Raw genomic sequence first — 21,662 nt, 5'->3', positions numbered from 1 at the left:
AATGATCACACTGGATGAGTTTACTATACAGCAATTGAGAGAAGTGCCGCATGCTACGGGCGAATTGTCAGGGCTGCTGCAGTGTATAGGTCTTGCAGGGAAGATGGTAAATGCTGCCGTAAGAAAATCGGGGCTGCTGGGTGTAAACAGTTCGCTTGGCACTACCAATACATTTGGCGAGCAGGTGCAAAAGCTGGATATGATCGCTGATGATATTTTTATAAAAGCCTTGCAGAAAGGCGTGTTCTGCGCCGGCGTGGCTTCCGAGGAAAATAATGATATTGTGGTGTTTGATGACGCCAGGAGCAACCGTTCAAAATATGTAGTGATGTTCGATCCGCTGGATGGATCTGGGAATATTGATGTAACTATCGGTACTATTTTCAGTATTTATAAAAGAGTAACTGAAACCGGAACTCCATGCACCAAAAAAGATTTTTTACAGAGAGGGTCTGAACAGATAGCGGCCGGCTACATTATTTACGGCGCTTATACGATGCTTATTTATGCTACACGCCGCGGCGTGCACGGCTTTACGCTGGATAGTGATATCGGGGAATTTTACCTGAGCCACAAAAACATTAGGATACCTAAAAAGGGGAAAAACTTTTCATTTGATTTCAAATATTATCATGCAGTGAATGATTCTGTAAGAAAATATATTGATGACAGCCTGCAGGGCAATAATGATCTTGCAGCTAGCCCGCTGTCCTTCCGTTATGCCGGCTGTATGGTAGCTGATATTCATCGTAACCTGCTTAAAGGGGGCGTATTTCTCTACCCCGATGTGAAAGGCAGGCCCCACGGCAAACTCAGACTGATGTATGAGTGCAACCCCATGGCTTTTATTACCGAACTCGCCGGTGGTGCGGCTTCTGACGGCGACCAGCGCATACTGGATATTCAGCCAAAGCATATTCACCAGACTACGCCGTTTTTTGCAGGTTCGCGCGATATGATCATCAGTAGTGGTAAGGACCAGTAAGTTCGTACAGAGTGGTATATTATTTGTTTTAAATATGTTGAACTAAAAACCTACTTTATGTATAAATATGTTTTCTTGTTGGCAGCTGTAGTACTTGCTAACACAGGATGTGTACCTAAAAGACACCTGATAGAAGCTGAACGGCAGATATCTTATTTAAGAGCAGACAGTTCAAGGCTTACAGACGAAAGGAATAATCTTCGGCTGAAGGTGGAAGAACTGCAAAACCAGGTCAGATCTTTATCAATGAATAATGCAGATAAATCTTCCGAGCTGGAAAGCACTCAGAAAGTGTTGCTGGCGCAGCAGCAAAGATTGCAACAGCTGAATGCTTTGCTGGAAGCACAGAAGGCAAAGTCTGAAGAGATACGCAAAAAAATGACAGATGCCTTAGCAGGATTTAGTTCCGATGAATTGACGGTAACACAAAAAAACGGAAAAGTGTATGTAAGTATGCAGGAAAATCTTCTGTTCCCTTCAGGCAGCGCGGTGCTTAACCAAAAGGGCGTTGATGCATTGTCAAAACTGGCTGCCGTGTTGAACCTGAACCCTGATATCTCCATTGACGTGGAAGGCCACACGGATTCTATTCCCATCAGCAAAAGATACAAAGACAACTGGGAGCTCAGCACCGAGCGTGCTTTGTCAATCGTAAGGGTGCTTACACAGAAATACAATGTAAACCCGCGCAGCGTAATAGCTTCAGGCCATAGCGAATACAATCCTGTAGCTTCTAACAGCACAGACGAGGGCAGGGCGCTAAACCGTAGAACGGAAATTATCCTCACACCCAATCTTGATGAACTTTATAAGCTCTTACAGCAATAAAAAACCAAAAGCTGCTCTTATAAAATTACGGGCAGCTTTTTTATGATATCCAATTGAAGCGATATGTTCTAATTCTTATCCCTTTTTTCCAGAGTTTTCCAGCTCTTTAACTTCATTTCTAAAAAGAAAAATACAAATAATTGTACGCTTATAACTGTTCATTTATTGATCAAAGTGGTTTGCTGTCTCATTCTGATCATTAATGTATTTTTGCCGCAAATCATTTTCACATCATGCAGCTACCATTTTTTTATGAACCATCCGTAACAGCATCCGGTACACAATTTATTTTATCTGAAAACACCAGCCGCCATTGCGCGCAGGTTTTGCGCATGCGGGAGGGCGATAAAATTCAGCTGGTGAACGGGTATGGGCTAATAGCCACCGTGGTTTTAGAGGTGGTGAATAAAAAAAACACAGTGGTAAGCGTATGGGAAACCACGCAGCAGGCGCCCCCAGCAAAGCAGGTACATATTGCTGTTTCTTTATTAAAAAATCCCGGCCGCTTTGAGTGGTTCCTGGAAAAAGCGGCTGAGATCGGCGTACACACCATTACACCATTGATCTGCGACCGCACAGAGAAGCACCAATTCAGGAAAGACAGGCTTGAAAATATTTTGATTTCTGCCATGCTCCAGAGCAGGCAGGCTTACCGTGCACAGTTAGCGGATCTGGTTCAGTTCAACTCGTTTATTAATCAGCCAGGTAGCGAAAATAAATTTATCGCTCATTGCGAAAGTTCGGCAAAGAAATTGTTATATGGGTTTTGTCCGTTAAAAGAAAATGCACTGATGCTGATAGGACCTGAAGGAGATTTTTCCCCCGCAGAAATTGATGCCGCATTGAATGCAGGTTTTCAGCCGGTGTCATTAGGCGAAACAAGATTAAGAACCGAAACGGCTGCCATGTATAGTGCAGTGCTGCTGAGTTTGTAATAAAGTGTAAAGCCGTTGGCTGCATGAAACCTGTATCCTGTGAAGCAATTTATTCATTCCATAGCTGATAAGCTGTGACAAAACATAAGCGTTAACACATAAAAAGTTTTTGAAAAAGTATGAGGAAATTAAATGTATGGTTTTTATTGTTGGTAGTGATAACTTCATTTTCCATAGTATCCTGTAAAAACAAAAATAAGCAATTAACCCCCGAAGAAATTATTGCAAGTATAAAAGATAAATTCAAAGGCGCAGATACTATCCCGATCGACCGCTCTATTGATTCCACAACAGCTTACAACACTTTGTTCCTGGACAGTGCAGACGTAAAGCAGTTCATGCTTGATAATCCTGAAGTTGAGCCGTTCGTTTCAGACATGATCGCTTTTTACCGTACCAGAAATTTCCAGTATGCCTGGTTTGACAGTACCGGCATGATTGAGCAGGCAAGCAATTTTATCAATGTGCTTAACAACAACGAAGCCTTGCACAAAGATTCTACACTGAGAGATAAAAAGCTGTTCACCATGTTTGAAAAGATGAAAAATATTGATGTTGACAGTACAAAACGCTCTGAAAAAAATGTGCTCGAAGCCGAGCTGAGGCTCACCGGCCAGTTCTTTAAATTTGCACAAAGTACTTACGAAGGAAAAATAGATGCAGAAAAACTTGGCTGGTTTATCCCTAAAAAGAAGGTTGATATCAATGTGCTGTTTGACTCTACCGTGAAAGCAAAGAACCTGAATGCAGAGAAATTGTTTATGAATCCTATTTATGGCAAACTGCAGGAACAGCTGATCAGGTATAAAAAATTTAAAGAAGAACCCTGGGATAGCGTTACTATCAGTAAAGGCAAGCAACTGACGCCGGCAGATTCCACCAGTATTTTGCTGGTAAAACGCAGGCTTTCTTTGTTCGGCGATTATACTGGTAATGTAGATAATGTGTATGACTCTGCCTTTACACAGGCAGTAAAGTCTTACCAGAAGAGGTATGGATTAAATGAGACCGGCGTACCCGACAAGGCATTTGTCCGCTCTGTCAACACACCGGTTGATTCTATCTTAAAGAAGCTGGTGATAAACCTGGAGCGTGCTAAATGGATGCCTGTAGACATGGCGCCAACATACGCATGGGTAAACATACCCGAGTTTAAGCTGAATGTTTATGAAAATAAAAATAAAGTTTTTGATATGAACGTTGTAGTAGGTTCGCAGGCCAACAATACCGTGATTTTTACAGACATCATGGAGTATGTGGTCTTTGCGCCTTACTGGGGGGTGCCCGCAAGTATAGTGAAGAAAGAAATACTGCCTGCTATGCAAAGAAATGGTAATTACCTTGCCAGGAATGATATGGAGATCACCGGGAACAGCGGAGGCATCCCAACCATTCGCCAGAAGCCCGGACCCAAGAACAGCCTGGGTTTGGTAAAGTTCCTTTTCCCTAATGCCTATGATATTTATTTCCATGATACGCCAAGCAAATGGGCTTTTAACCGCTCAAACAGGGACCTGAGCCACGGCTGCATCAGGCTGGAGCAGCCGGCAAAATTTGCCCAGTGGGTGCTTAGGTACAACCCTCAAAAATACAGTGCTGCCTACATAGACTCTATGATGCATAAAAATACCAAGGAGACGCATATTAAAATAAACAAAGAATACCAGTTCCCGGTATACCTGGTATATTTTACTTCATGGGTGGCAGATGACGGCAGGCTGATGATGCGCGATGATATTTATAACCACGACAAAGAAATGGAAGCCAAATTGTTTATTTAAACCGGTAAAAATATTTTTTAACAAAAGACACAGGATATTCGCAACCTGTGTCTTTTTGCTGTAAGCCGCTAATCAGTTAACTTTGCCATGCAAATGGGAAAAGACGGAACGAAAGTAAAAATAAGCGCCTCTCTGGTCAGGAGACTTTTCAGCTACGTAAGGCCATACAGGATGCATTTTTACGTGAGCGTACTGCTTTCTGTTGTCTTAGCCTTCTTTGCTCCTGTGAGGCCATTACTTATCCAGCGTACCATTGATAAGGCTACCGGTAAAATGGTAGACCTGCCGGGTTTTGTAAAAATATTTTTCACACAGGAGCAGATGACGGATGTTACAAAGTTCCTGGTTACCATCACCGTCTTTCAGCTGGGTTTTCTTATCCTGGAATCTATCCTCCGTTTTTCTTTTTCGTTTATCACTTCCTGGCTGGGTCAGACGGTAGTGCGCGATCTGCGGAAGAATATTTTCGACAGGATCATCTCTTTAAACCTGCGGCAGTTTGACCGTACACCCATCGGCACGCTTACCACCCGCTCTGTGAATGATATTGAGAGTATCAACAATATTTTTTCAGATGGCTTTATACCTATTATTGCCGATATGCTGTCAATTGTATTTACACTCTTTACAATGTTTTACATTGACTGGCGGCTTACATTGATTGCGCTTATCCCATTCCCTTTGTTGATAGTGGCTACTTACTTTTTTAAAGAAAGCGTAAACAAAAGTTTTACCATGGTACGTAATGCCGTGGCTTCGCTCAATGCTTTTGTGCAGGAGCATATAGCCGGCATGAGCGTGGTGCAGGCGTTTGATGCAGAGAATAGTGAAGGCAGAAAGTTCAGGAATATAAACAAAGTGCACAGGGACGCCAACATTCGCTCCAACCTGGCTTACTCAATATTTTTCCCGGTGGTAGAGATCATTCTCGCCGTGAGTGTGGGCATTGTGGTTTGGTACGTAGCCGATAAAAAACTGGAAGCCGGCCTGCTGGTATCTTTTATTTTATACATCAACCAGATATTCCGTCCGTTGCGTGTAATAGCCGATAAGTTCAATACCATTCAGATGGGCATGATCGCTGCCGAAAGAGTGTTTGTGGTAATGGATAATGAAGACTCGTTGCCGCCACCGCAACCGGATGCCTATGCCCCTGATAAAATAAAGGGCGTTGTTGATTTTAAGCATGTTTCTTTTGCTTATGTTGATGATAATTATGTTTTAAAAGACATCAGCTTTCACATTGAGCAGGGAGAAGTGGTGGCGCTGGTAGGCCATACGGGAAGCGGTAAAAGCTCCATCATCAGTTTGCTCAACAGGTTGTATGAGATCAGTGAGGGAGAGATACTGGTAGATGGGGTAAACATCAAAGATTATAATGTAAAGAATCTTCGCAAAAACATGGGTGTTGTATTGCAGGACGTTTTTTTATTCTCCGGCTCTATCCTGGAAAATGTTACTTTGCGCAATCCAAAGATTTCCCGTGAAAGGGTAGAAGAAGTAGCCAAGATCATCGGTGTCCATGACTTCATTATGCAGTTGCCCGACAATTATGATTTTAATGTACGCGAGCGAGGCAATACTTTAAGCATGGGCCAGCGGCAGCTTATCTCTTTCATTCGTGCTTTGCTTTTCGATCCCGCTATTCTTATTCTTGATGAAGCCACTTCCTCCGTTGACAGTGAAAGTGAAATGCTGGTACAGCATGCCATAGATAAGCTCATCAGCGACCGCACATCTATTGTAATTGCACACCGTCTTTCAACTATCAGGAAAGCGGATAAGATCATTGTATTGGATAAAGGAGAAATAAAAGAAATGGGGTCTCACGATGAGCTGATGGAGCTAAAGGGTAAGTACTACAATCTTTACACCATGCAGCTTGAAAACCGCGATGCAAAAGTATTCAGTAAAAAAAATAAAGACCAACCGGAAGTTTAGTTTTTAATATTATTTTTGATCTTACCGGAACATGCCCGAAACACTGCTTAACATACAAAACCTCAGCATCTCTTTTAAAGACAATAAAGTGCTGAACAACGTAAACATCCACGTACCGAAAGGCAAAGTAGTGGCAGTAGTGGGTGAGTCTGGCTCGGGAAAATCCCTGACATCACTTTCGGTGCTTGGACTGCTGCCGCGCAATGCTACAGTACAGGGTGATATAGATTTTATTAAAAAGCAAAAAATTATTCGTCTTACAGATTTGGGCAAGGAAGAGCTGCAGCAGCTTCGCGGCGATAATATTGCCATGATCTTCCAGGAGCCCATGACCAGCCTGAACCCGGTAATTACCTGTGGTGCACAGGTAGCCGAAGCGCTGATACTGCATCGAAAATTATCGCGCGCAGCAGCGAAAAAAATCACCATCCGGTTGTTTGATGAAGTACGGCTGCCTGACCCGCAGAAACTCTACAACCGTTATCCGCACGAGATCAGCGGGGGGCAAAAGCAGCGTGTGATGATTGCCATGGCCATGAGCTGCCATCCCGACCTGCTTATCTGCGATGAACCTACAACCGCGCTGGATGTAAGTGTGCAGAAAGAGATCCTCAGCCTCATCAAAAAACTGCAGGAAGCGCATGGCATGAGCGTGATATTTATTTCCCACGATCTGAACCTGGTGGCTGAAATTGCAGACTACATCACCGTGTTGTATAAAGGAAATATTGTAGAGCAGGATACAGCAAAGAATATTTTTACACAGCCCCAACACGCATACACCAAAGCATTGCTTGCATGCCAGCCGCAGTTGTACGATAAAACACAGCGCCTGCCGGTGGTAGCAGATTTTTTGGAAGAACAAGAAGTGCATATAAAACAGGCACAGCCATTGCCGGTATCAGACGAGGTTGTTTTATCTGTCAGGAATGTAAGCGTACGGTATCCTGTTAAAAAAAGTATTACCGGCAAAGTGTTGCAGTACAACAATGCCGTAAATAATATCTCATTTGATGTCTGCAAAAACGAAACTCTTGGCCTGGTAGGCGGGTCCGGTTGCGGAAAAACTACCTTGGGCCGCGCTATCATTGGCCTGGTAAAGCCATACACAGGCGAAATATTTTTTAACGGTGAAAATTTGCTTGAGAAATCTGCTGCACAACAAAAAACCTGTTCCAAAGACATACAATTCATTTTCCAGGACCCGTATTCTTCTCTAAACCCGCGCATAAAAATCGGGGATGCTATTGCCGAACCTTTGTTGCTGAATAAAGTGTACACTAAATCTTCCGTGAAAAACGTAGTCAAAGACTGGCTGTATAAAGTGGGCTTGCCCCCGGCTTTTTACGACCGTTATCCGCATGAGTTTAGCGGCGGGCAACGCCAGAGAATAGTGATCGCGCGCGCCCTGGCCCTGCAACCCTCTTTTGTGATCTGCGATGAAAGTGTGTCTGCCCTGGATGTAAGTGTGCAGGCACAGGTACTCAATTTGTTAAATGACCTGAAGCGTGAACTGGGCTTCACGGCTATTTTTATTTCACACGACCTGGCAGTGGTAAAGTATGTGGCAGACAGGATCGTGGTGATGAACAAAGGAAATATGGAAGAAATAGGAAAGACCGAAGATGTATATTTTCATCCCCGGTCTTCGTACACTAAAATGCTGTTGGACGCATTGCCACAGCCAAACTTTTAATTTTTCTTCTTCAGGGTATAGTTTTTTTCCATGGGCCCTGTAACTCTTTTACCGTTCATATCCAGTGTGTACAGTACGTTTTCCCCCACAAAATATTGATTGCTGGCATCTTTAATACCATTCAGGATAATCTTTTGCCCGTCTGCATCCCACATAAAACTGCCTTCTTCTTTCTCGGGTGTCATTCCTTTGGCTTTATCTCCCTGGTACCTTGTTTCTTTTATGTAAGTCAGGTTGTCTTTCAATGTAACTGTAGTTTCTATGCCGGGGCAATCAGCACAAGGCAGTACGCCGTAATAAGTTCCTGCCCAGTCAACTGAGTTCTGGCTGTTGTGTGCCGGATCAGGGTTGGCAGTATCCACGTTTGGTATTGCATTCGCCATGGAAGTATCAGAAGCTGCCAATACACTGTCGGTAGTGTTTTCATCATTAGAATTATTGCAAGCTACAAAAAGTAAAGCGGCTGCACTAAAGCAAAAAATGTTTTTAATCATACGAATACATTTTAGTTTAATTAAAACAGGCAAATATTATTCCATATAATCATATAGCCTTGTTAAGATGGTTTTATCATTACAGAAAAAATTCGTACCTTTGCACGCTCAAATGATGCCGTAACATCATTCCGTCGCCCCGTAAGGCGTCGACAGACTGCATGTGTGGCTATTATTAATTTTATAATAGACCAAACCCCGAACATTTAAATGAAATTAACCCAATTCCGTTTCGATCTCCCCCTGAATCTTATTGCCCAGAATCCTGCCAAAAAACGTGATGACAGCCGGCTGATGGTTGTAGACCGTAAAACCGGCAATATGGAAAACCGCACATTCAAAGACATCATAGATTATTTTGATGATAAGGATGTGTTTGTAGTAAATAATACCAAAGTGTTTCCCGCACGCATGTATGGCAGAAAGGAAAAGACAGGCGCAAAGATCGAGGTATTCCTATTGCGTGAACTCAACAAGCAAAACCGTCTCTGGGACGTGATCGTAGACCCCGCGCGTAAAATACGCGTAGGAAACAAACTGTACTTTGGTGAGAATGATGAACTGGTGGCTGAAGTAATCGATAACACCACATCCCGCGGGCGTACCATTCGTTTCCTCTGGGAAGACTCAGAAGAAAGCTTCAGGAAAATGCTGGAGTTTATGGGAGAGACACCCTTGCCAAAATACATCAAGCGCAAACCCGATGAAGATGATAAAGAACGTTACCAGACAGTATACGCCAAGCATGAGGGTGCAGTAGCTGCCCCGACCGCCGGTCTGCACTTCAGCCGCGAGCTGATCAAACGTTGTGAGATCGTAGGCATCCGATTTGCTGAGCTTACTTTACATACCAGCCTTGGCACTTTCCGCCCGATAGAAGTAGAAGACCTCAGCAAACATAAAATGGATGCGGAATACTACCAGATACCCCAGGAATGCTGCAATATTGTAAATAAGGCTAAAGCCGAAGGCCACAGGATCTGTTCTATAGGTACAACCACTATGCGCGCCATGGAAAGCAGCTACACCGCAACCCAGCAGCTAAAGCCGGGGGAAGGATGGACCAATATTTTCATTCATCCGCCTTATGAATTCAACATTGCAGACAGCATGGTGACTAACTTCCACCTGCCTAAAACCAGCCTGCTGATCATGGCTTCTGCTTTTGCAGGCTATGACCTGGCTATGGAAGCTTATAAAAAAGCTATTAAAGACAAATACCGTTTCTTTACCTACGGCGATGCAATGCTGATTTTATAAAGCTTACTGCCGGTGGCTAAAACACAATGATAATATTTTTAAATAAAGGTTGGTGGCATGCCAGCCTTTTGTATTTTTAAGTTATGAACCTACAAGCTTCATCTTATAAACATAAAGTCTTTTGGCTTATAGCCGCCACTTTCATTGCCAGGTGCATCCTTGCGGCTATGGTGGAGCTGGGCAATGACGAGGTTTATTACTATACCTACGCCTTGCAGCCCGACTGGAATCATTTTGATCACCCGCCAATGGTAGGGCTGCTCATACGCTTCTTTACTTTAAACCAGCACTGGCTTTCAGAGTTGTCTATGCGGCTGGGAGCTATTGTGTGCGCAGGCATTGCTACCTGGCTGATATATTGCTGTGGTAAGCTTATACGCAATGAGCGCACCGGCTGGATGGCAGCTATACTCTACAATCTTTCGGTTTATACCGGTATTATCGCCGGCTTGTTCATACTGCCGGATTCGCCGCAGGTAGTCTTCTGGCTTGGCGCTTTGTATTGCATCCTGGCACTGGTGAAAATGCCGCAAACGCCCGGAGCCAACAGGTGGCTATTGTTGTTCGGCTTACTGGCAGGGCTCACGATCATAAGCAAGATCCACGGTATATTTTTATGGCTGGGCTTTGGTGCTTATATTTTACTTCACGACAGGAAATGGTTGCGAAACCCCTACCTGTACGTTGCTGTTTTAATTAGCTGTATTGTGGTGTCGCCGGTTCTTTTCTGGAACATAAGGTATGATTTTATTACGTTCAGGTTTCATGGCGAAAGGGTAGAGGTAAAGCAGTTTGCGGTTGATATCAATTCGTTTTTACAGACTTTTTTTGGCCAGATATTGTACAATAACCCCCTCAACATCATCTTGTATGCCGCCGCCTTTTTCGGCTTGAAAAAAAGCGGTATGCCTGCTAACATACGTAATATGCTCCTGTGGTTTTCGTTGCCGATCATTATAGTCACCACGGGTGTATCATTATTCAGAAGTACACTGCCGCACTGGAGCGGCCCGGGATTTATTGCGCTGATGTTAATGACCGCGTATGTAGCAGATGCTGTGGCTGCACGCAGGAAAAGTTTTTATTTCACAGGATTGAAAATAAGCGCCGCTGTAATTGTTGTGGCGTTAGTTGCCGGCGTGGCTGCTATCAATTTTTACCCCGGTACGCTTAATCCCAACAAAGACATTAAGAAACACGGACAATACGACTTTACATTGGATATGTCCGGCTGGAGAAGTTTTGGGAAAGCTTTTGAAGAAGTGTATAAGGCCGATCTCCGTTCCGGTATTATAAAGCCCGGCACGCCTGTTTTGTTGGAAAACTGGTTCCCGGCAGCCCACATTTTATTTTATGTAAACAAGGGAAACAATATTCCTTTTAAGTCGGTTGGTTCGCTTAACCGCTTACATAAATTTGCCTGGCTGAATCTGGGGAAGGAAAATATAAAGCAGGGACAAAATGCTTATTTTATTGCATCTTCCAATTACTTTATAGATCCGGCGGAATTGTATGGCAATGATTTTTCCAGGATAAAACTTTCCAAAGTTCTGGCGTCCAAACGCGGAGGTAAAACCACCCGGTATTTTTTTATTTATCATTTGCTGGATGCCAGGAAGGAATTACTGCTGACGCTGCCAGTGGTTGAAAAATCAGCGGATTAACGTTATCTTTGCGGGCACAAAATCTACGCATGGATCTATTGCTTAAGTTTATAAAGTTCGGTATTGTTGGTATGTCAGGCATGATCGTAGATTTTGGCTTTACCTGGATATTCAAGGAAAAACTCAAAGTAAATAAATACATTGCCAACAGCATAGGCTTTGTAACGGCCGCAACCAGCAACTATATCCTCAACCGGGTGTGGACCTTTAAAAGCCATGAAGATAATATTCCACTTGAATTTTTTTCTTTCTTCACGGTATCCGTCATCGGTCTGCTGATCAATAACCTGATCATTTATTTGCTTACAGAAAAAATGAATGTGAAGTTTTATGCAGCCAAGCTGATAGCCATCGGCGTAGTGGTGATCTGGAACTTCTTTGCCAATTACCTCGTTACCTTCCGGAGTTAGTTTTTATACTTCAACAGGCCCGCTTCCATGATGCGGTAAACCTTCTCTTTCAGTGTTTTGATATCATCTGCTGTAAGGCCCTGTACATCTATTTCTTGCAGGTAAATACCCCTGTTTATTCCCGGTGACATGGTGAAAATGCTGCTCCAATGCATTCTCCTGGCGGTGTCCGGGAAAATTACCGGTTTTATGTTGGTCTGAGTTTCTATGGCTATGCGGAATGCGCCGTCGTAAAATGATTTCAACGGTTCATCGCTCTCATTAAAAGTGCCTTCGGGAAAGATAAAGACAGATTTGCCATGGCTGATCACATGCTTTAATTGCTTTACGCTTTGTGCGCGGTTTTCCGGGCTTGACCTGTCTACCAGTACGGCAGCCATGTTGTAGATAAACCCAAACACAGGCACTTTGGCCAGCTCTGCTTTGCCAAGTACGCGCATTCTTTGCTTTACAGTTAATAACAACGCAGGAATATCCTGGTAAGACTGGTGATTGCCTGTAAAAATATATTGCCTGCGCGCATCATGGGGTACTGCATAAATAACCTTATGCCGTATCCCGATCAGCAAATACCAGGCTGCTGCCCACACCCGGCAAATCACATACACCATATCGCCTCCCTTGTCTTTGCCAAACACCGATGCGATCAGTACCAAAACTATTACCATCAACATCAGCAACACAAAAACCAGGATTGCATACAAGCTGTATACTATCTGAAATATTTTTTTCACGCCACAAATTTAAACGGCGAATTTACTTTTATTAGGCCAGAAACATTTTATTTTCAAAATAGTTCTTTGAATAATTTGTCTGGTAAGCTTAAAATTATTATCTTTGCAGTCCATTACGGACAAAGCGATTACAATTTCAACTAATTATATCGCGAGGTAGAGCAGCGGTAGCTCGTCGGGCTCATAACCCGAAGGTCGGTGGTTCGATCCCATCCCTCGCAACACAACAAGCCGTCTCAGTTTCTGAGGCGGTTTTTTTATCAGGTATGGTAGGAACGCGCCTCGGGGCGCGTTCCCACATGAAATAACCATAAAGATTAGGAATCTATATCAACCGTGAATGAGTATGAATCTAAAAAGCTGGTTATTCCATGTGGCAAACAGAAAAAATTAATTATACACATATGAAAATCAATTCAGAAGTTATTTCGGGTTTAAAAATCCTGTTTCCTAATTGAAAACATTGTAATTGTAAGATCGCCTGACGATACCGGGTATGGTAGGAACGCGCCTTGAGGCGCGTTCCCACAATCCCACAATCCCACAATCCCACAATCCCACAATCCCACAATCCCACAATCCCACAATCCCACAATCCCACAATCCCACAATCCCACAATCCCACAATCCCACAATCCCACAATCCCACAATCCTACAATCCCACAGTCCCACAATCCTACAATCCCACAATCCCCATAGTGAAAATATAAATCAAAAAAATGGGATGTTCAAATAGTGCTTTGTAGATGCAGAGATTATAGTTGAATGGTTGCAGATCAGAACCGGATGGCATGCTTAGCGAGACACAGCCAGTATAAAGAACAGGCTGCCGAAATGCCGGCAGCCTGTTCTTTATAATTTCATAATAAACTTTATAGCACTTTCTCTACCAATACTGTGGCTTTGTTGTTGATCATTTCCAGGAAACCGCCGGAAATATGGTATCTGTCGCCACTCTTGTCTTTTTCGGGCAGGATTTTTATTTCACCTTCACCCAAAGCGCTTACAATAGCAGCGTGCTTATCCAACAGTTCAAACAAGCCGTCAACACCGGGAAGCTGCACACCATATACCTCTCCGCTGTAAAGTCTTTTCTCAGGTGTTAATATTTCCAATTGCATGGTGGGGTGGTATTACTTTTTATTTTGCGTTTGTACGTTTGAATTTGAATTTAAATTACTTAGCCTGCTCCATCATTTTTTTGCCTTTTTCAATAGCATCGTCCAGGTTGCCTACCAGGTTAAAGGCTGCTTCCGGGTATTCGTCTACTTCGCCGTTCATGATAGAGTTAAAGCCGTCAATTGTTTCATCAATGTTTACAAACACGCCTTTCAGGCCGGTAAATGCTTCTGCTACGTGGAAGGGCTGTGAAAGGAAACGCTGTACTTTACGCGCGCGTGATACCGTTAATTTATCCTCATCGCTCAACTCATCCATACCCAGGATGGCAATAATATCTTGAAGTTCTTTATAGCGCTGCAGCATAGATTTTACACGGTTGGCACACTCGTAATGTTTTTCACCAACAATATCGGGAGTCAGGATCCTTGAAGTGGAATCCAACGGGTCAACCGCAGGGTAGATGCCTAAGTCGGCAATTTTACGGGACAATACCGTTGTGGCATCCAGGTGGGCAAACGTAGTTGCCGGCGCAGGGTCGGTAAGGTCATCCGCAGGCACGTAAACGGCTTGTACGGAGGTAATGGAACCGCTTTTGGTAGAGGTAATGCGTTCCTGCATCAGTCCCATTTCTGTAGCCAAAGTAGGCTGGTATCCAACTGCTGAAGGCATACGCCCCAAAAGGGCAGATACTTCAGAACCGGCTTGTGTGAAACGGAAAATGTTGTCTACGAAAAATAAGATGTCGCGGCCTTTGCCAGTACCATCTCCATCGCGGAAGTATTCTGCTACCGTAAGCCCGGAAAGCGCTACTCTGGCTCTGGCACCCGGAGGTTCATTCATCTGGCCGAAAACAAAAGTACATTTAGATTCTTTCATTTGTTCCATATCGGCTTTGGAAAGATCCCAGCCGCCGGATTCCATGGAATGCATAAATTCTTCACCGTAAGTGATAATCCCTGATTCGAGCATTTCTCTCAAGAGGTCATTTCCTTCTCTTGTTCTCTCTCCCACACCTGCAAAAACCGAAAGTCCGCCGTGTCCTTTGGCGATATTGTTGATCAATTCCTGGATAAGTACTGTTTTGCCTACACCCGCACCACCAAACAATCCGATCTTACCACCTTTGGCATAAGGCTCAATCAGGTCAATAACTTTAATGCCTGTAAACAACACTTCTGTTGCCGTGCTGAGGTCTTCAAATTTAGGAGGCAATGCATGAATGGCACGGCCATTTGTTTTATCAATGGCAGGTAAGCCATCGATGGGATCGCCGGTCACATTCAGCAGGCGGCCGTTGATGCCTTCTCCTGTTGGCATTTTAATAGGGTTTCCGGTGTCTACAACCTCTTTGCCACGCACTAAACCTTCTGTGGCATCCATTGCAATTGTACGTACACTGTCTTCTCCAAGATGTTGCTGTACTTCCAGCACCAGTTTACTACCGTCTTGTCTGGTTATTTCCAATGAGTTTGCTATTTCGGGCAGACTTTTAGCATCGGCGAACTGAACGTCAACAACCGCACCGATCACCTGTTTTACCTTACCAACGTTGGCCATAAAATAAAAAAATTGATTTAGATAATCTTTAGTTTGAATAATAAAGCGGAAAAATACAATTATTTTTTCACTATTGGCAAAGGTAAGGGTAAAGAAGTTTTTTTGACAGGTTTTTAAAGAATATTATTTTGTTTTTTGATGATAATTCAGCTGCATGCCACAGGTGGTCCTACCATATATCCGCAAGGTTGAAAATCTCATAAAGTCAATTGAAAAGAATCAATTTTTTAGCTCCGGTAAGTTTATGGTTCAAAGGATACATCTTGCCTTAGCATAAATTATTCCTGTTGAATATAGACTTGGTTATTTTATGCAGAGAACGCTGAAGTGTTGCAAGGACGCAATCAAACACCTGTACAAAGAAATAAAGCGCAGCCGGGAGTGCATTAAAAACAAAAAAACCCCTCCGGAGAAAGAGCGGTTTTTTTTAATAAATTTTCATTATGAAATTTCAATCATTCTTGGAGGCTTCTGTTTAGCTTCTTCTTTTTTAGGTATCAGAAGTTGCAACAGGCCGTTGTCATACCTGGCTTCTATTTTATCCACATCCATTACATCTTTGTGCAAAGTAAAAGTTCTCTGGAAAGACTGGTAGCTAAATTCCCTCCGGGAATATCTTTCATCACTATTATCCTCTTTCTGGTGTGTTTTCTGAGAGCTGATTGTAAGTGTGTTGCCATCAAGCTCAATCTTGAAATCTTCTTTATTCATTCCCGGGGCGGCAACTTCTACCTCGTAATGGTCGCCTGTTTCTTTGATGTTCACCGCTGGAACAGTTGTGTTCGTTTCAGAGAAATTGGCATTTCCCCAATTGAACATATCCCGGCTGAAGAAGTCATCAAAAAGAGTAGGTAATGGATTGAATAAGCCTCCATTTCTTTTTACAAGTGTCATAAATTACCTCCTTTTTTAATGGTTAATAAATTAAATTTTCACTATGTATAAATCAACCTCCATGCCATGCGTTTTTCTGTGGTATTTAAATGAAAAATTGTCGGTTAGACTTAAAAAATGACAGATAAATAGACAGATTTTCAAGGGAATATTTGAGATTGTGATAAGAATCAAAACAGTAAAGTGTAAGCAATACAGCCTGTGTAATGGGAACTCAACTATAATAATCTATTTCAGCAAATCGCAGGGTTTAAGGCCGGTTTGCCTTTTAAAAGCAGTGGAGAAGTGAGAAATAGAGGAGTAGCCCAGCAGTGCAGCCACGTCGGTAACGGTCATGCCCTCTTCGCAGAGCAGGAACTTTGCATGCTCCATTTTCTGCTGCAGGTAAAAATCATATATGGTAAGTCCGAAGACTTCTTTAAACCCTTTTTTCAGGTAACATTCATTAATGGCCACTTTCCTGCTCAATTCTTTTATGGAAATCAGCGAATCAATATGCTGCAGCAGGATTTCACGGGCAAGGTACATTTTTTCAATGCCGGATTGATCAGCCAGGAATTTACAGGAAAACATTGCGGGCTTGCTGTCATCCAGTGCCTCGCAGGAGCACAGAAAAAGTTCCTGTACAATAGAGTTAAAAGTCACATTCTGTAAGGCAGAGCAATAGGAAGTTTCCTGCAATGCATTCAGCAATTTTTTCTTCCTGCCGCAAACCGGCAGCTCTTCACAAAACGATTCTGTATGAAGAAATGAGAGTACCCGGTTTTTTCTATCGCTATTATGCTGCTGAACAAACGTGGCCAGGAAACCCGGGGAAAAATTAAAATGAAAGATATCAATGGTGTCCGTCTCGCCTGAGCAGCCCTGGTAGGCGCTTATCCGGCAATTGCTGCAGTCAGGCACAATGCAGTATCGGTTTCCGGTCACACAGAATTTTAGTTCAAACTTGTGGGCGGCATTTTCGGATTTATCGTAATGGTAATGTATACTGCCTTTCTCCTGCACCGGGTCTGTGTTGATCAGCCGGTAGCGCATGAGCTTGTAGTTGAGTGAGCCCGGAATTTGTTGTTCCTGAGCTGTAAGCAATTCCTGGGAGAGAAAATAGTTTTGGTTCAGATCCATTCCATACAAAATTGCAGAAAACAATCTGCCAATTTTTAGTATAATTTTATTATTACGATCTTTTTACAATCTGGGCTACCATGTCTGCTTCCGTAGCAATTTTGCCGTTGACATAAGCCGTTCCGTGCATTTCGCAAATGCCCCGGCGGATCGGGCTCATCAATTCCATTTTCAGGATCAGCGTATCGCCTGGCTTCACCATAGTTTTAAATTTGCAGTTATCTATTTTCAAGAAATAAGTATCATACTCACCTTTCGGGCTGGCGTTAATGCAAAGTATACCGCCTGTTTGTGCAAGCGCTTCCACCTGCAATACGCCCGGCATTACCGGGTTTCCCGGAAAATGGCCTTGAAAGTATTGTTCGTTTGCGGTCACATTCTTGATGCCGATGATATGGGTATCAGTCATTTCTATCACTTTATCTATCAGCAGGAAGGGGTACCTGTGCGGTAGTGTCTGTTCTATTTGTTCAATGGTATAGACCGGCGGCTGTGTAGGGTCATACACCGGCACCTCTTTTATGTTCTTGTTTTTCTTAATATACTGTTTTATTTTCCTGGCAAAAGCTACGTTGGAGCTGTGGCCGGGCCTGTGGGCAAGAATGCGTGTTTTCACGGGGTAGCCTATCAATGCCAGGTCGCCCACCATATCCAGCAATTTATGGCGTGCAGGCTCATCAGGAAATCTTAGTTCCAGGTTGTTGAGGTAGCCTTCTTTTTTTACTTCAATTTTTTCTTTGTTGAAGAATTTGCTGAGGCGCTCCATTTCATCTGCCGATACAGGTTTGTCTACCACTACAATTGCGTTGTTGAGGTCGCCGCCTTTAATGAGGTTGTGCTCAATCAGCATTTCCAGCTCGTGCAGGAAACAGAAAGTTCTGCAGGATGCAATCTCTGCTTTGAATTTATCCAGCGACTTTATCTGGGAAAATTGGGTGCCCAGTACGGGGCTGTTGAAATCAATAAGCGCTGTAAGGGAATATTTATCTCCGGGCATGGCTACCATTTCTACGCGCTTCTCTTTATCTTCAAAGAAAATATTTTCGTGAATATGGTACCATACTTTGGCTGCGTCCTGTTCTTCAATGCCGGCTTCTTCCAGCAATTCTACAAATGGCATGGCGCTTCCGTCCATGATAGGTATTTCGGGGCCGTTGATCTCTATCAGAATATTGTCAACACCGCAACCTACAATGGCTGCCAGCAAATGTTCTACTGTAGATACACGCGCTTCACCCACCTGCAGAGTAGTGCCGCGGCTGGTATCTGTCACCAGGTCGCAGTCTGCATTGATTACAGGTTTAGAAGGCAAGTCTACTCTTTGAAATTTAATGCCAAAGCCCGGGTTAGCGGGAATAAGCGTTACGTCTACAGGCTTGCCTGTATGCAATCCTGCGCCGCTGATAGAAACCCTGGATGATATGGTGTGCTGCTTGTCCTGGTTGAAATTCTCCTGCATGTTTTCTTCTCTAACAATGAATGATAAAGCGCAAAATTACAGGATTTGTCCTTTTTAAAAAAGCCTAACGCTTTTTTAAAGACTTCACCAGTTTTTCAAGTTCTATAATTCTTTGCTCGAGTTCAGGAAGCCTCCTGGCTACAGACTGGCTTCTGAGCGCCGCGCTGTAATCAAAAGCAGGCGTGCCTGTTACGGCTTTTTTCTGTTCCAGTATGGATTTAGAGACTCCGCTTTGTGCATTGATGCGCACAAAATCAGCAATATGAATGTGGCCTACCAGTCCTGCCTGTCCGCCGATCATGATGTTGCGGCCTAATTTTGTGCTTCCGCTGATGCCTGCCTGTGCTGCAATTACCGTATTCGGCCCGATCTCTGCGTTGTGTGCTATCTGTACCAGGTTGTCTATTTTAGCGCCGCTTTTAATTGTGGTGGAGCCGATGGTAGCCCTGTCGATGGTAGTATTGGCGCCTATTTCCACGTTATCTTCAATCAATACGTTGCCTATCTGCGGTACTTTCTGGAATGTACCGTCCTGCTGGGGAGCAAAGCCAAACCCATCTGCACCGATAACGGTGCCGGAATGTACTGTACAGTTATTGCCTATTTTACATTCATTATAAATTACCACATTGGGGAATAATTCTGTATTTTCTCCTACCTCTACCTGTTTTCCCAGGAAAACACCTGGAAATATTTTCGCATTTTTACCGATTTTCACGCCATCGCTGATGTAGGCAAAAGCGCCTATATACACATTTTCCCCTATCTCGGCTTTTTCTGAAACATAAGCGTTTTCTTCAATCCCTATTGTCAAGCTATTTTTGTGTTCCTGGTAAAGTTTAAGCAGAGTGGCAAAAGAGCTATACGGATCTGCTGCCCTTAACAAGGTAGCTGGCACAGGTTGTTTCAATTCAAAATTCTGATTGATGATAATCACCGAGGCTTTGGACGTATATAAAAACTCTTCGTATTTAGGGTTGGCCAAAAAACTCAAATCCCCGGGTTTGGCATCTTCAATTCTGCTGAAAGATCTCACCGAAGCGTTCGCATCGCCCTCAATACGGGCATTGATGATAGAAGCTATTTGTTCGGCTGTAAACATCTGATATTTTTTTATGCAAGTAACGAATTTATTTTTTATTTAAGTTGTATTTTAAGCAAATATCTATCAACTTTCGTGCAAATCCATATTTTACTAAGTATCTTTGCATCAGAATTCTTAGTAAGATTTCTCCTAAACAAATTTTATGCGTAAGCTGAATCAATCAATGATATAAAAATGAAAATTCACAGAGAGGGAACCACTACCATTTTTGTAGTATTTACAGCTTTATTGATCCTCAACGGCGTATTGTTTTTCTTCCTGCCAAAAACCTTGTGGCTGGTTAATATGGCAGTAGCTGCGCTGTCTTTTTTCTTTTTCCTGTTCACTGTATCTTTTTTCAGGATACCTAAAAGAACCCATACACCTGGTGAAAATAACATCATAGCGCCGGCAGATGGTAAAGTGGTAGTAATTGAAGAAGCAGTGGATAATGAGTATTTTAAAACGAAGCGGTTGCAGGTAAGTATTTTTATGAGCCCGTTCAATGTACATGTAAACAGGTATCCTGTGTCTGGCGAGGTAGTTTATAATCAATATCATAAAGGAAAATACCTGGTAGCCTGGGATCCGAAATCTTCCACAGACAATGAACGGCATAGCATTGTGATCAGAAAAGAGGGGCACGGTGAAATATTGGTGAAACAGATCGCGGGGGCTGTGGCAAGGCGGATATGCAACTATGCCGGCGTTGGAAAAAAAGCAGAGCAAACCGCGGAAATGGGTTTTATAAAATTCGGCAGCCGTGTAGACCTGCTGATGCCGTTGGATGCCAAATTGCAAGTAGGCCTTGGAGATATGGTGCAGGGCGGCGTTACCGTTATTGCAAGCTGGTAGCCTGCAACTCTTTTACATAGTCTTCAATTACTTTTGCAAAATGCTTATGCTCCAGGAGGTGTATTCTTTGCGCTAAACGGTCTGCACAATCTTCCCGGTTCACTGCACATTTTGCCTGGAATAAGTGCCTGCCATGGTCGTACTCCTCATCTACCAGGTGTATGGTGATACCACTTTCTTTTTCCTGGTTTTCCAGCACAGCCTTATGTACATTACTTCCATACATGCCTTTGCCTCCGTATTTTGGCAATAAAGCAGGGTGTATATTGATGATCTTATCCGGAAAAGCACGGATAAGGGCGCCGGGTATCTTCCAGAGGAAGCCTGCAAGAATAATGATGTCTGTATCTTTCAGCTCCGGCAGGTATGCATCGCCTTGGAAAAACCTGTTTCTTTCTATTATAAGGGTGTCAATATTATTGTCACGCGCAATATCCAGTACGCCGGCAGCAGGGTTGTTGCAGACAATCAAACCCACGCTGATGCTTGGGTGTGCTTTGAAATACTCAATTATTTTTTGGGCGTTGCTCCCGGTTCCGGAGGCAAATATGGTCAGGTTGGTTTGCATGCAATAAAATATTGGTGCAAATTTGAGAAATTAAAACAGCAAGGAAAAATATTTTATTAGCAGGCAGGATGTTGTAAGGTGATGTGTATGGTGAGTAAGAAGGGAATGGTAAATGATAAATGGCAAATGGGAATGGTGAGTTCCGGATTCAATTTATTTGTGCTTCTTTTGCCATTGCCACAGAAAAAATCAAATTCCACCCTGCCTGAAGGCGACCTACGCCCAAAGCTCTGAGCTGGAAGCAATTGCCGCTCAATGGAAATTGCTTCTCC

At 43.2% G+C, this 21,662-nt stretch carries 19 protein-coding genes and 1 tRNA gene; 11 read left to right on the top strand and 9 right to left on the bottom strand.

Annotated elements, in window-relative coordinates; translation table 11 throughout:
- Position 1 precedes the first annotated feature (1 nt).
- The 6 genes from fbp to OD355_RS00950 all read left to right on the top strand — a co-directional run bounded on the left by fbp (position 2) and on the right by OD355_RS00950 (position 8,166).
- Positions 2-985 (top strand): class 1 fructose-bisphosphatase, encoded by a 984-nt coding sequence (gene fbp / locus OD355_RS00975; RefSeq protein ID WP_263036569.1) that lies wholly within the window; start codon positions 2-4, stop codon positions 983-985.
- A gap of 57 nt (positions 986-1,042) precedes the next feature.
- Positions 1,043-1,813 (top strand): OmpA/MotB family protein, encoded by a 771-nt coding sequence (locus OD355_RS00970; RefSeq protein WP_263036568.1) that lies wholly within the window; start codon positions 1,043-1,045, stop codon positions 1,811-1,813.
- A 233-nt stretch (positions 1,814-2,046) separates the two neighbouring features.
- Entirely contained in the window at positions 2,047-2,748 is a 702-nt protein-coding gene (locus OD355_RS00965) for an RsmE family RNA methyltransferase (RefSeq protein ID WP_263036567.1), read from the top strand.
- A gap of 119 nt (positions 2,749-2,867) precedes the next feature.
- Complete coding sequence (locus OD355_RS00960; protein WP_263036566.1) at positions 2,868-4,529, top strand: L,D-transpeptidase family protein; 1,662 nt, start codon at positions 2,868-2,870, stop codon at positions 4,527-4,529.
- A gap of 93 nt (positions 4,530-4,622) precedes the next feature.
- Entirely contained in the window at positions 4,623-6,470 is a 1,848-nt protein-coding gene (locus OD355_RS00955) for an ABC transporter ATP-binding protein (RefSeq protein WP_263036565.1), read from the top strand.
- Between the two features lie 31 nt (positions 6,471-6,501).
- Entirely contained in the window at positions 6,502-8,166 is a 1,665-nt protein-coding gene (locus OD355_RS00950; protein ID WP_263036564.1) for an ABC transporter ATP-binding protein, read from the top strand.
- Here the strand turns inward: OD355_RS00950 and OD355_RS00945 are convergent.
- Positions 8,163-8,660: a copper resistance protein NlpE gene (locus OD355_RS00945; RefSeq protein ID WP_263036563.1), complete on the bottom strand. Its 498-nt coding sequence runs from the start codon at positions 8,658-8,660 to the stop codon at positions 8,163-8,165. The two genes, OD355_RS00950 and OD355_RS00945, sit on opposite strands and share 4 nt — an antisense overlap.
- A 210-nt stretch (positions 8,661-8,870) precedes the next feature.
- Between OD355_RS00945 and queA the strand changes: the two genes are divergently transcribed.
- From queA to OD355_RS00930, 3 genes are all read left to right on the top strand, one after another.
- Complete coding sequence (gene queA, locus OD355_RS00940) at positions 8,871-9,920, top strand: tRNA preQ1(34) S-adenosylmethionine ribosyltransferase-isomerase QueA (RefSeq protein ID WP_263036562.1); 1,050 nt, start codon at positions 8,871-8,873, stop codon at positions 9,918-9,920.
- A gap of 83 nt (positions 9,921-10,003) precedes the next feature.
- Positions 10,004-11,584: a glycosyltransferase family 39 protein gene (locus OD355_RS00935; protein ID WP_263036561.1), complete on the top strand. Its 1,581-nt coding sequence runs from the start codon at positions 10,004-10,006 to the stop codon at positions 11,582-11,584.
- Between the two features lie 29 nt (positions 11,585-11,613).
- Positions 11,614-11,994, top strand: a complete 381-nt coding sequence (locus OD355_RS00930; protein ID WP_263036560.1) for a GtrA family protein — start codon at positions 11,614-11,616, stop codon at positions 11,992-11,994.
- On the opposite strand, the gene OD355_RS00925 is transcribed toward OD355_RS00930, so the two are convergent.
- Positions 11,991-12,728 (bottom strand): lysophospholipid acyltransferase family protein, encoded by a 738-nt coding sequence (locus tag OD355_RS00925; RefSeq protein ID WP_263036559.1) that lies wholly within the window; start codon positions 12,726-12,728, stop codon positions 11,991-11,993. The genes OD355_RS00930 and OD355_RS00925 overlap by 4 nt on opposite strands.
- A gap of 150 nt (positions 12,729-12,878) precedes the next feature.
- On the opposite strand from OD355_RS00925, the gene OD355_RS00920 reads away from it, so the two are divergent.
- Positions 12,879-12,950: transfer RNA gene (locus tag OD355_RS00920), tRNA-Met, on the top strand.
- A 651-nt stretch (positions 12,951-13,601) separates the two neighbouring features.
- Here the strand turns inward: OD355_RS00920 and OD355_RS00915 are convergent.
- The 6 genes from OD355_RS00915 to lpxD form a co-directional block, all read right to left on the bottom strand.
- The gene (locus tag OD355_RS00915) at positions 13,602-13,850 is read right to left on the bottom strand and encodes a F0F1 ATP synthase subunit epsilon (RefSeq protein ID WP_263036558.1); all 249 of its coding nucleotides are present in this window, start codon (positions 13,848-13,850) and stop codon (positions 13,602-13,604) included.
- Positions 13,851-13,905: 55 nt separating this feature from the next.
- Positions 13,906-15,408, bottom strand: a complete 1,503-nt coding sequence (atpD, locus tag OD355_RS00910; protein ID WP_263036557.1) for a F0F1 ATP synthase subunit beta — start codon at positions 15,406-15,408, stop codon at positions 13,906-13,908.
- A gap of 441 nt (positions 15,409-15,849) precedes the next feature.
- Positions 15,850-16,302, bottom strand: a complete 453-nt coding sequence (locus tag OD355_RS00905) for an Hsp20/alpha crystallin family protein (protein WP_263036556.1) — start codon at positions 16,300-16,302, stop codon at positions 15,850-15,852.
- Positions 16,303-16,530: 228 nt separating this feature from the next.
- Entirely contained in the window at positions 16,531-17,424 is an 894-nt protein-coding gene (locus OD355_RS00900) for a helix-turn-helix domain-containing protein (protein ID WP_263036555.1), read from the bottom strand.
- A 52-nt stretch (positions 17,425-17,476) separates the two neighbouring features.
- Positions 17,477-18,883 (bottom strand): bifunctional UDP-3-O-[3-hydroxymyristoyl] N-acetylglucosamine deacetylase/3-hydroxyacyl-ACP dehydratase, encoded by a 1,407-nt coding sequence (locus OD355_RS00895; RefSeq protein ID WP_263036554.1) that lies wholly within the window; start codon positions 18,881-18,883, stop codon positions 17,477-17,479.
- A gap of 64 nt (positions 18,884-18,947) precedes the next feature.
- Positions 18,948-19,985: a UDP-3-O-(3-hydroxymyristoyl)glucosamine N-acyltransferase gene (gene lpxD / locus OD355_RS00890; protein WP_263036553.1), complete on the bottom strand. Its 1,038-nt coding sequence runs from the start codon at positions 19,983-19,985 to the stop codon at positions 18,948-18,950.
- 177 nt (positions 19,986-20,162) lie between these two features.
- Between lpxD and OD355_RS00885 the strand changes: the two genes are divergently transcribed.
- Positions 20,163-20,822: a phosphatidylserine decarboxylase family protein gene (locus OD355_RS00885; RefSeq protein WP_263036552.1), complete on the top strand. Its 660-nt coding sequence runs from the start codon at positions 20,163-20,165 to the stop codon at positions 20,820-20,822.
- Here the strand turns inward: OD355_RS00885 and purN are convergent.
- A complete protein-coding gene (gene purN / locus OD355_RS00880) occupies positions 20,806-21,390 on the bottom strand; it encodes a phosphoribosylglycinamide formyltransferase (RefSeq protein WP_263036551.1) in 585 nt (194 codons plus the stop codon). The genes OD355_RS00885 and purN overlap by 17 nt on opposite strands.
- Between the last annotated feature and the right edge of the window lie 272 nt (positions 21,391-21,662).

This window comes from Haoranjiania flava, from assembly GCF_025631005.1.
GTDB lineage: Bacteria > Bacteroidota > Bacteroidia > Chitinophagales > Chitinophagaceae > Haoranjiania > Haoranjiania flava.
The sequence above is the reverse complement of the archived record's forward strand: the minus strand, read 5'-3'. Positions and strand labels throughout refer to the sequence as shown.

What these genes read in the sequence shown, in the direction of transcription:
- OD355_RS00965 (WP_263036567.1), top strand. Translation starts at nt 2,047, where the DNA reads ATGCAGCTACCATTTTTTTATGAACCATCCGTAACAGCATCCGGTACA.
- lpxD (WP_263036553.1), bottom strand. Translation starts at nt 19,985, where the DNA reads ATGTTTACAGCCGAACAAATAGCTTCTATCATCAATGCCCGTATTGAG.
- OD355_RS00960 (WP_263036566.1), top strand. Translation starts at nt 2,868, where the DNA reads ATGAGGAAATTAAATGTATGGTTTTTATTGTTGGTAGTGATAACTTCA.
- purN (WP_263036551.1), bottom strand. Translation starts at nt 21,390, where the DNA reads ATGCAAACCAACCTGACCATATTTGCCTCCGGAACCGGGAGCAACGCC.
- OD355_RS00900 (WP_263036555.1), bottom strand. Translation starts at nt 17,424, where the DNA reads ATGGATCTGAACCAAAACTATTTTCTCTCCCAGGAATTGCTTACAGCT.
- OD355_RS00895 (WP_263036554.1), bottom strand. Translation starts at nt 18,883, where the DNA reads ATGCAGGAGAATTTCAACCAGGACAAGCAGCACACCATATCATCCAGG.
- OD355_RS00915 (WP_263036558.1), bottom strand. Translation starts at nt 13,850, where the DNA reads ATGCAATTGGAAATATTAACACCTGAGAAAAGACTTTACAGCGGAGAG.
- OD355_RS00945 (WP_263036563.1), bottom strand. Translation starts at nt 8,660, where the DNA reads ATGATTAAAAACATTTTTTGCTTTAGTGCAGCCGCTTTACTTTTTGTA.
- OD355_RS00905 (WP_263036556.1), bottom strand. Translation starts at nt 16,302, where the DNA reads ATGACACTTGTAAAAAGAAATGGAGGCTTATTCAATCCATTACCTACT.
- OD355_RS00970 (WP_263036568.1), top strand. Translation starts at nt 1,043, where the DNA reads ATGTATAAATATGTTTTCTTGTTGGCAGCTGTAGTACTTGCTAACACA.
- fbp (WP_263036569.1), top strand. Translation starts at nt 2, where the DNA reads ATGATCACACTGGATGAGTTTACTATACAGCAATTGAGAGAAGTGCCG.
- OD355_RS00950 (WP_263036564.1), top strand. Translation starts at nt 6,502, where the DNA reads ATGCCCGAAACACTGCTTAACATACAAAACCTCAGCATCTCTTTTAAA.
- OD355_RS00955 (WP_263036565.1), top strand. Translation starts at nt 4,623, where the DNA reads ATGGGAAAAGACGGAACGAAAGTAAAAATAAGCGCCTCTCTGGTCAGG.
- OD355_RS00930 (WP_263036560.1), top strand. Translation starts at nt 11,614, where the DNA reads ATGGATCTATTGCTTAAGTTTATAAAGTTCGGTATTGTTGGTATGTCA.
- queA (WP_263036562.1), top strand. Translation starts at nt 8,871, where the DNA reads ATGAAATTAACCCAATTCCGTTTCGATCTCCCCCTGAATCTTATTGCC.
- OD355_RS00885 (WP_263036552.1), top strand. Translation starts at nt 20,163, where the DNA reads ATGAAAATTCACAGAGAGGGAACCACTACCATTTTTGTAGTATTTACA.
- atpD (WP_263036557.1), bottom strand. Translation starts at nt 15,408, where the DNA reads ATGGCCAACGTTGGTAAGGTAAAACAGGTGATCGGTGCGGTTGTTGAC.
- OD355_RS00935 (WP_263036561.1), top strand. Translation starts at nt 10,004, where the DNA reads ATGAACCTACAAGCTTCATCTTATAAACATAAAGTCTTTTGGCTTATA.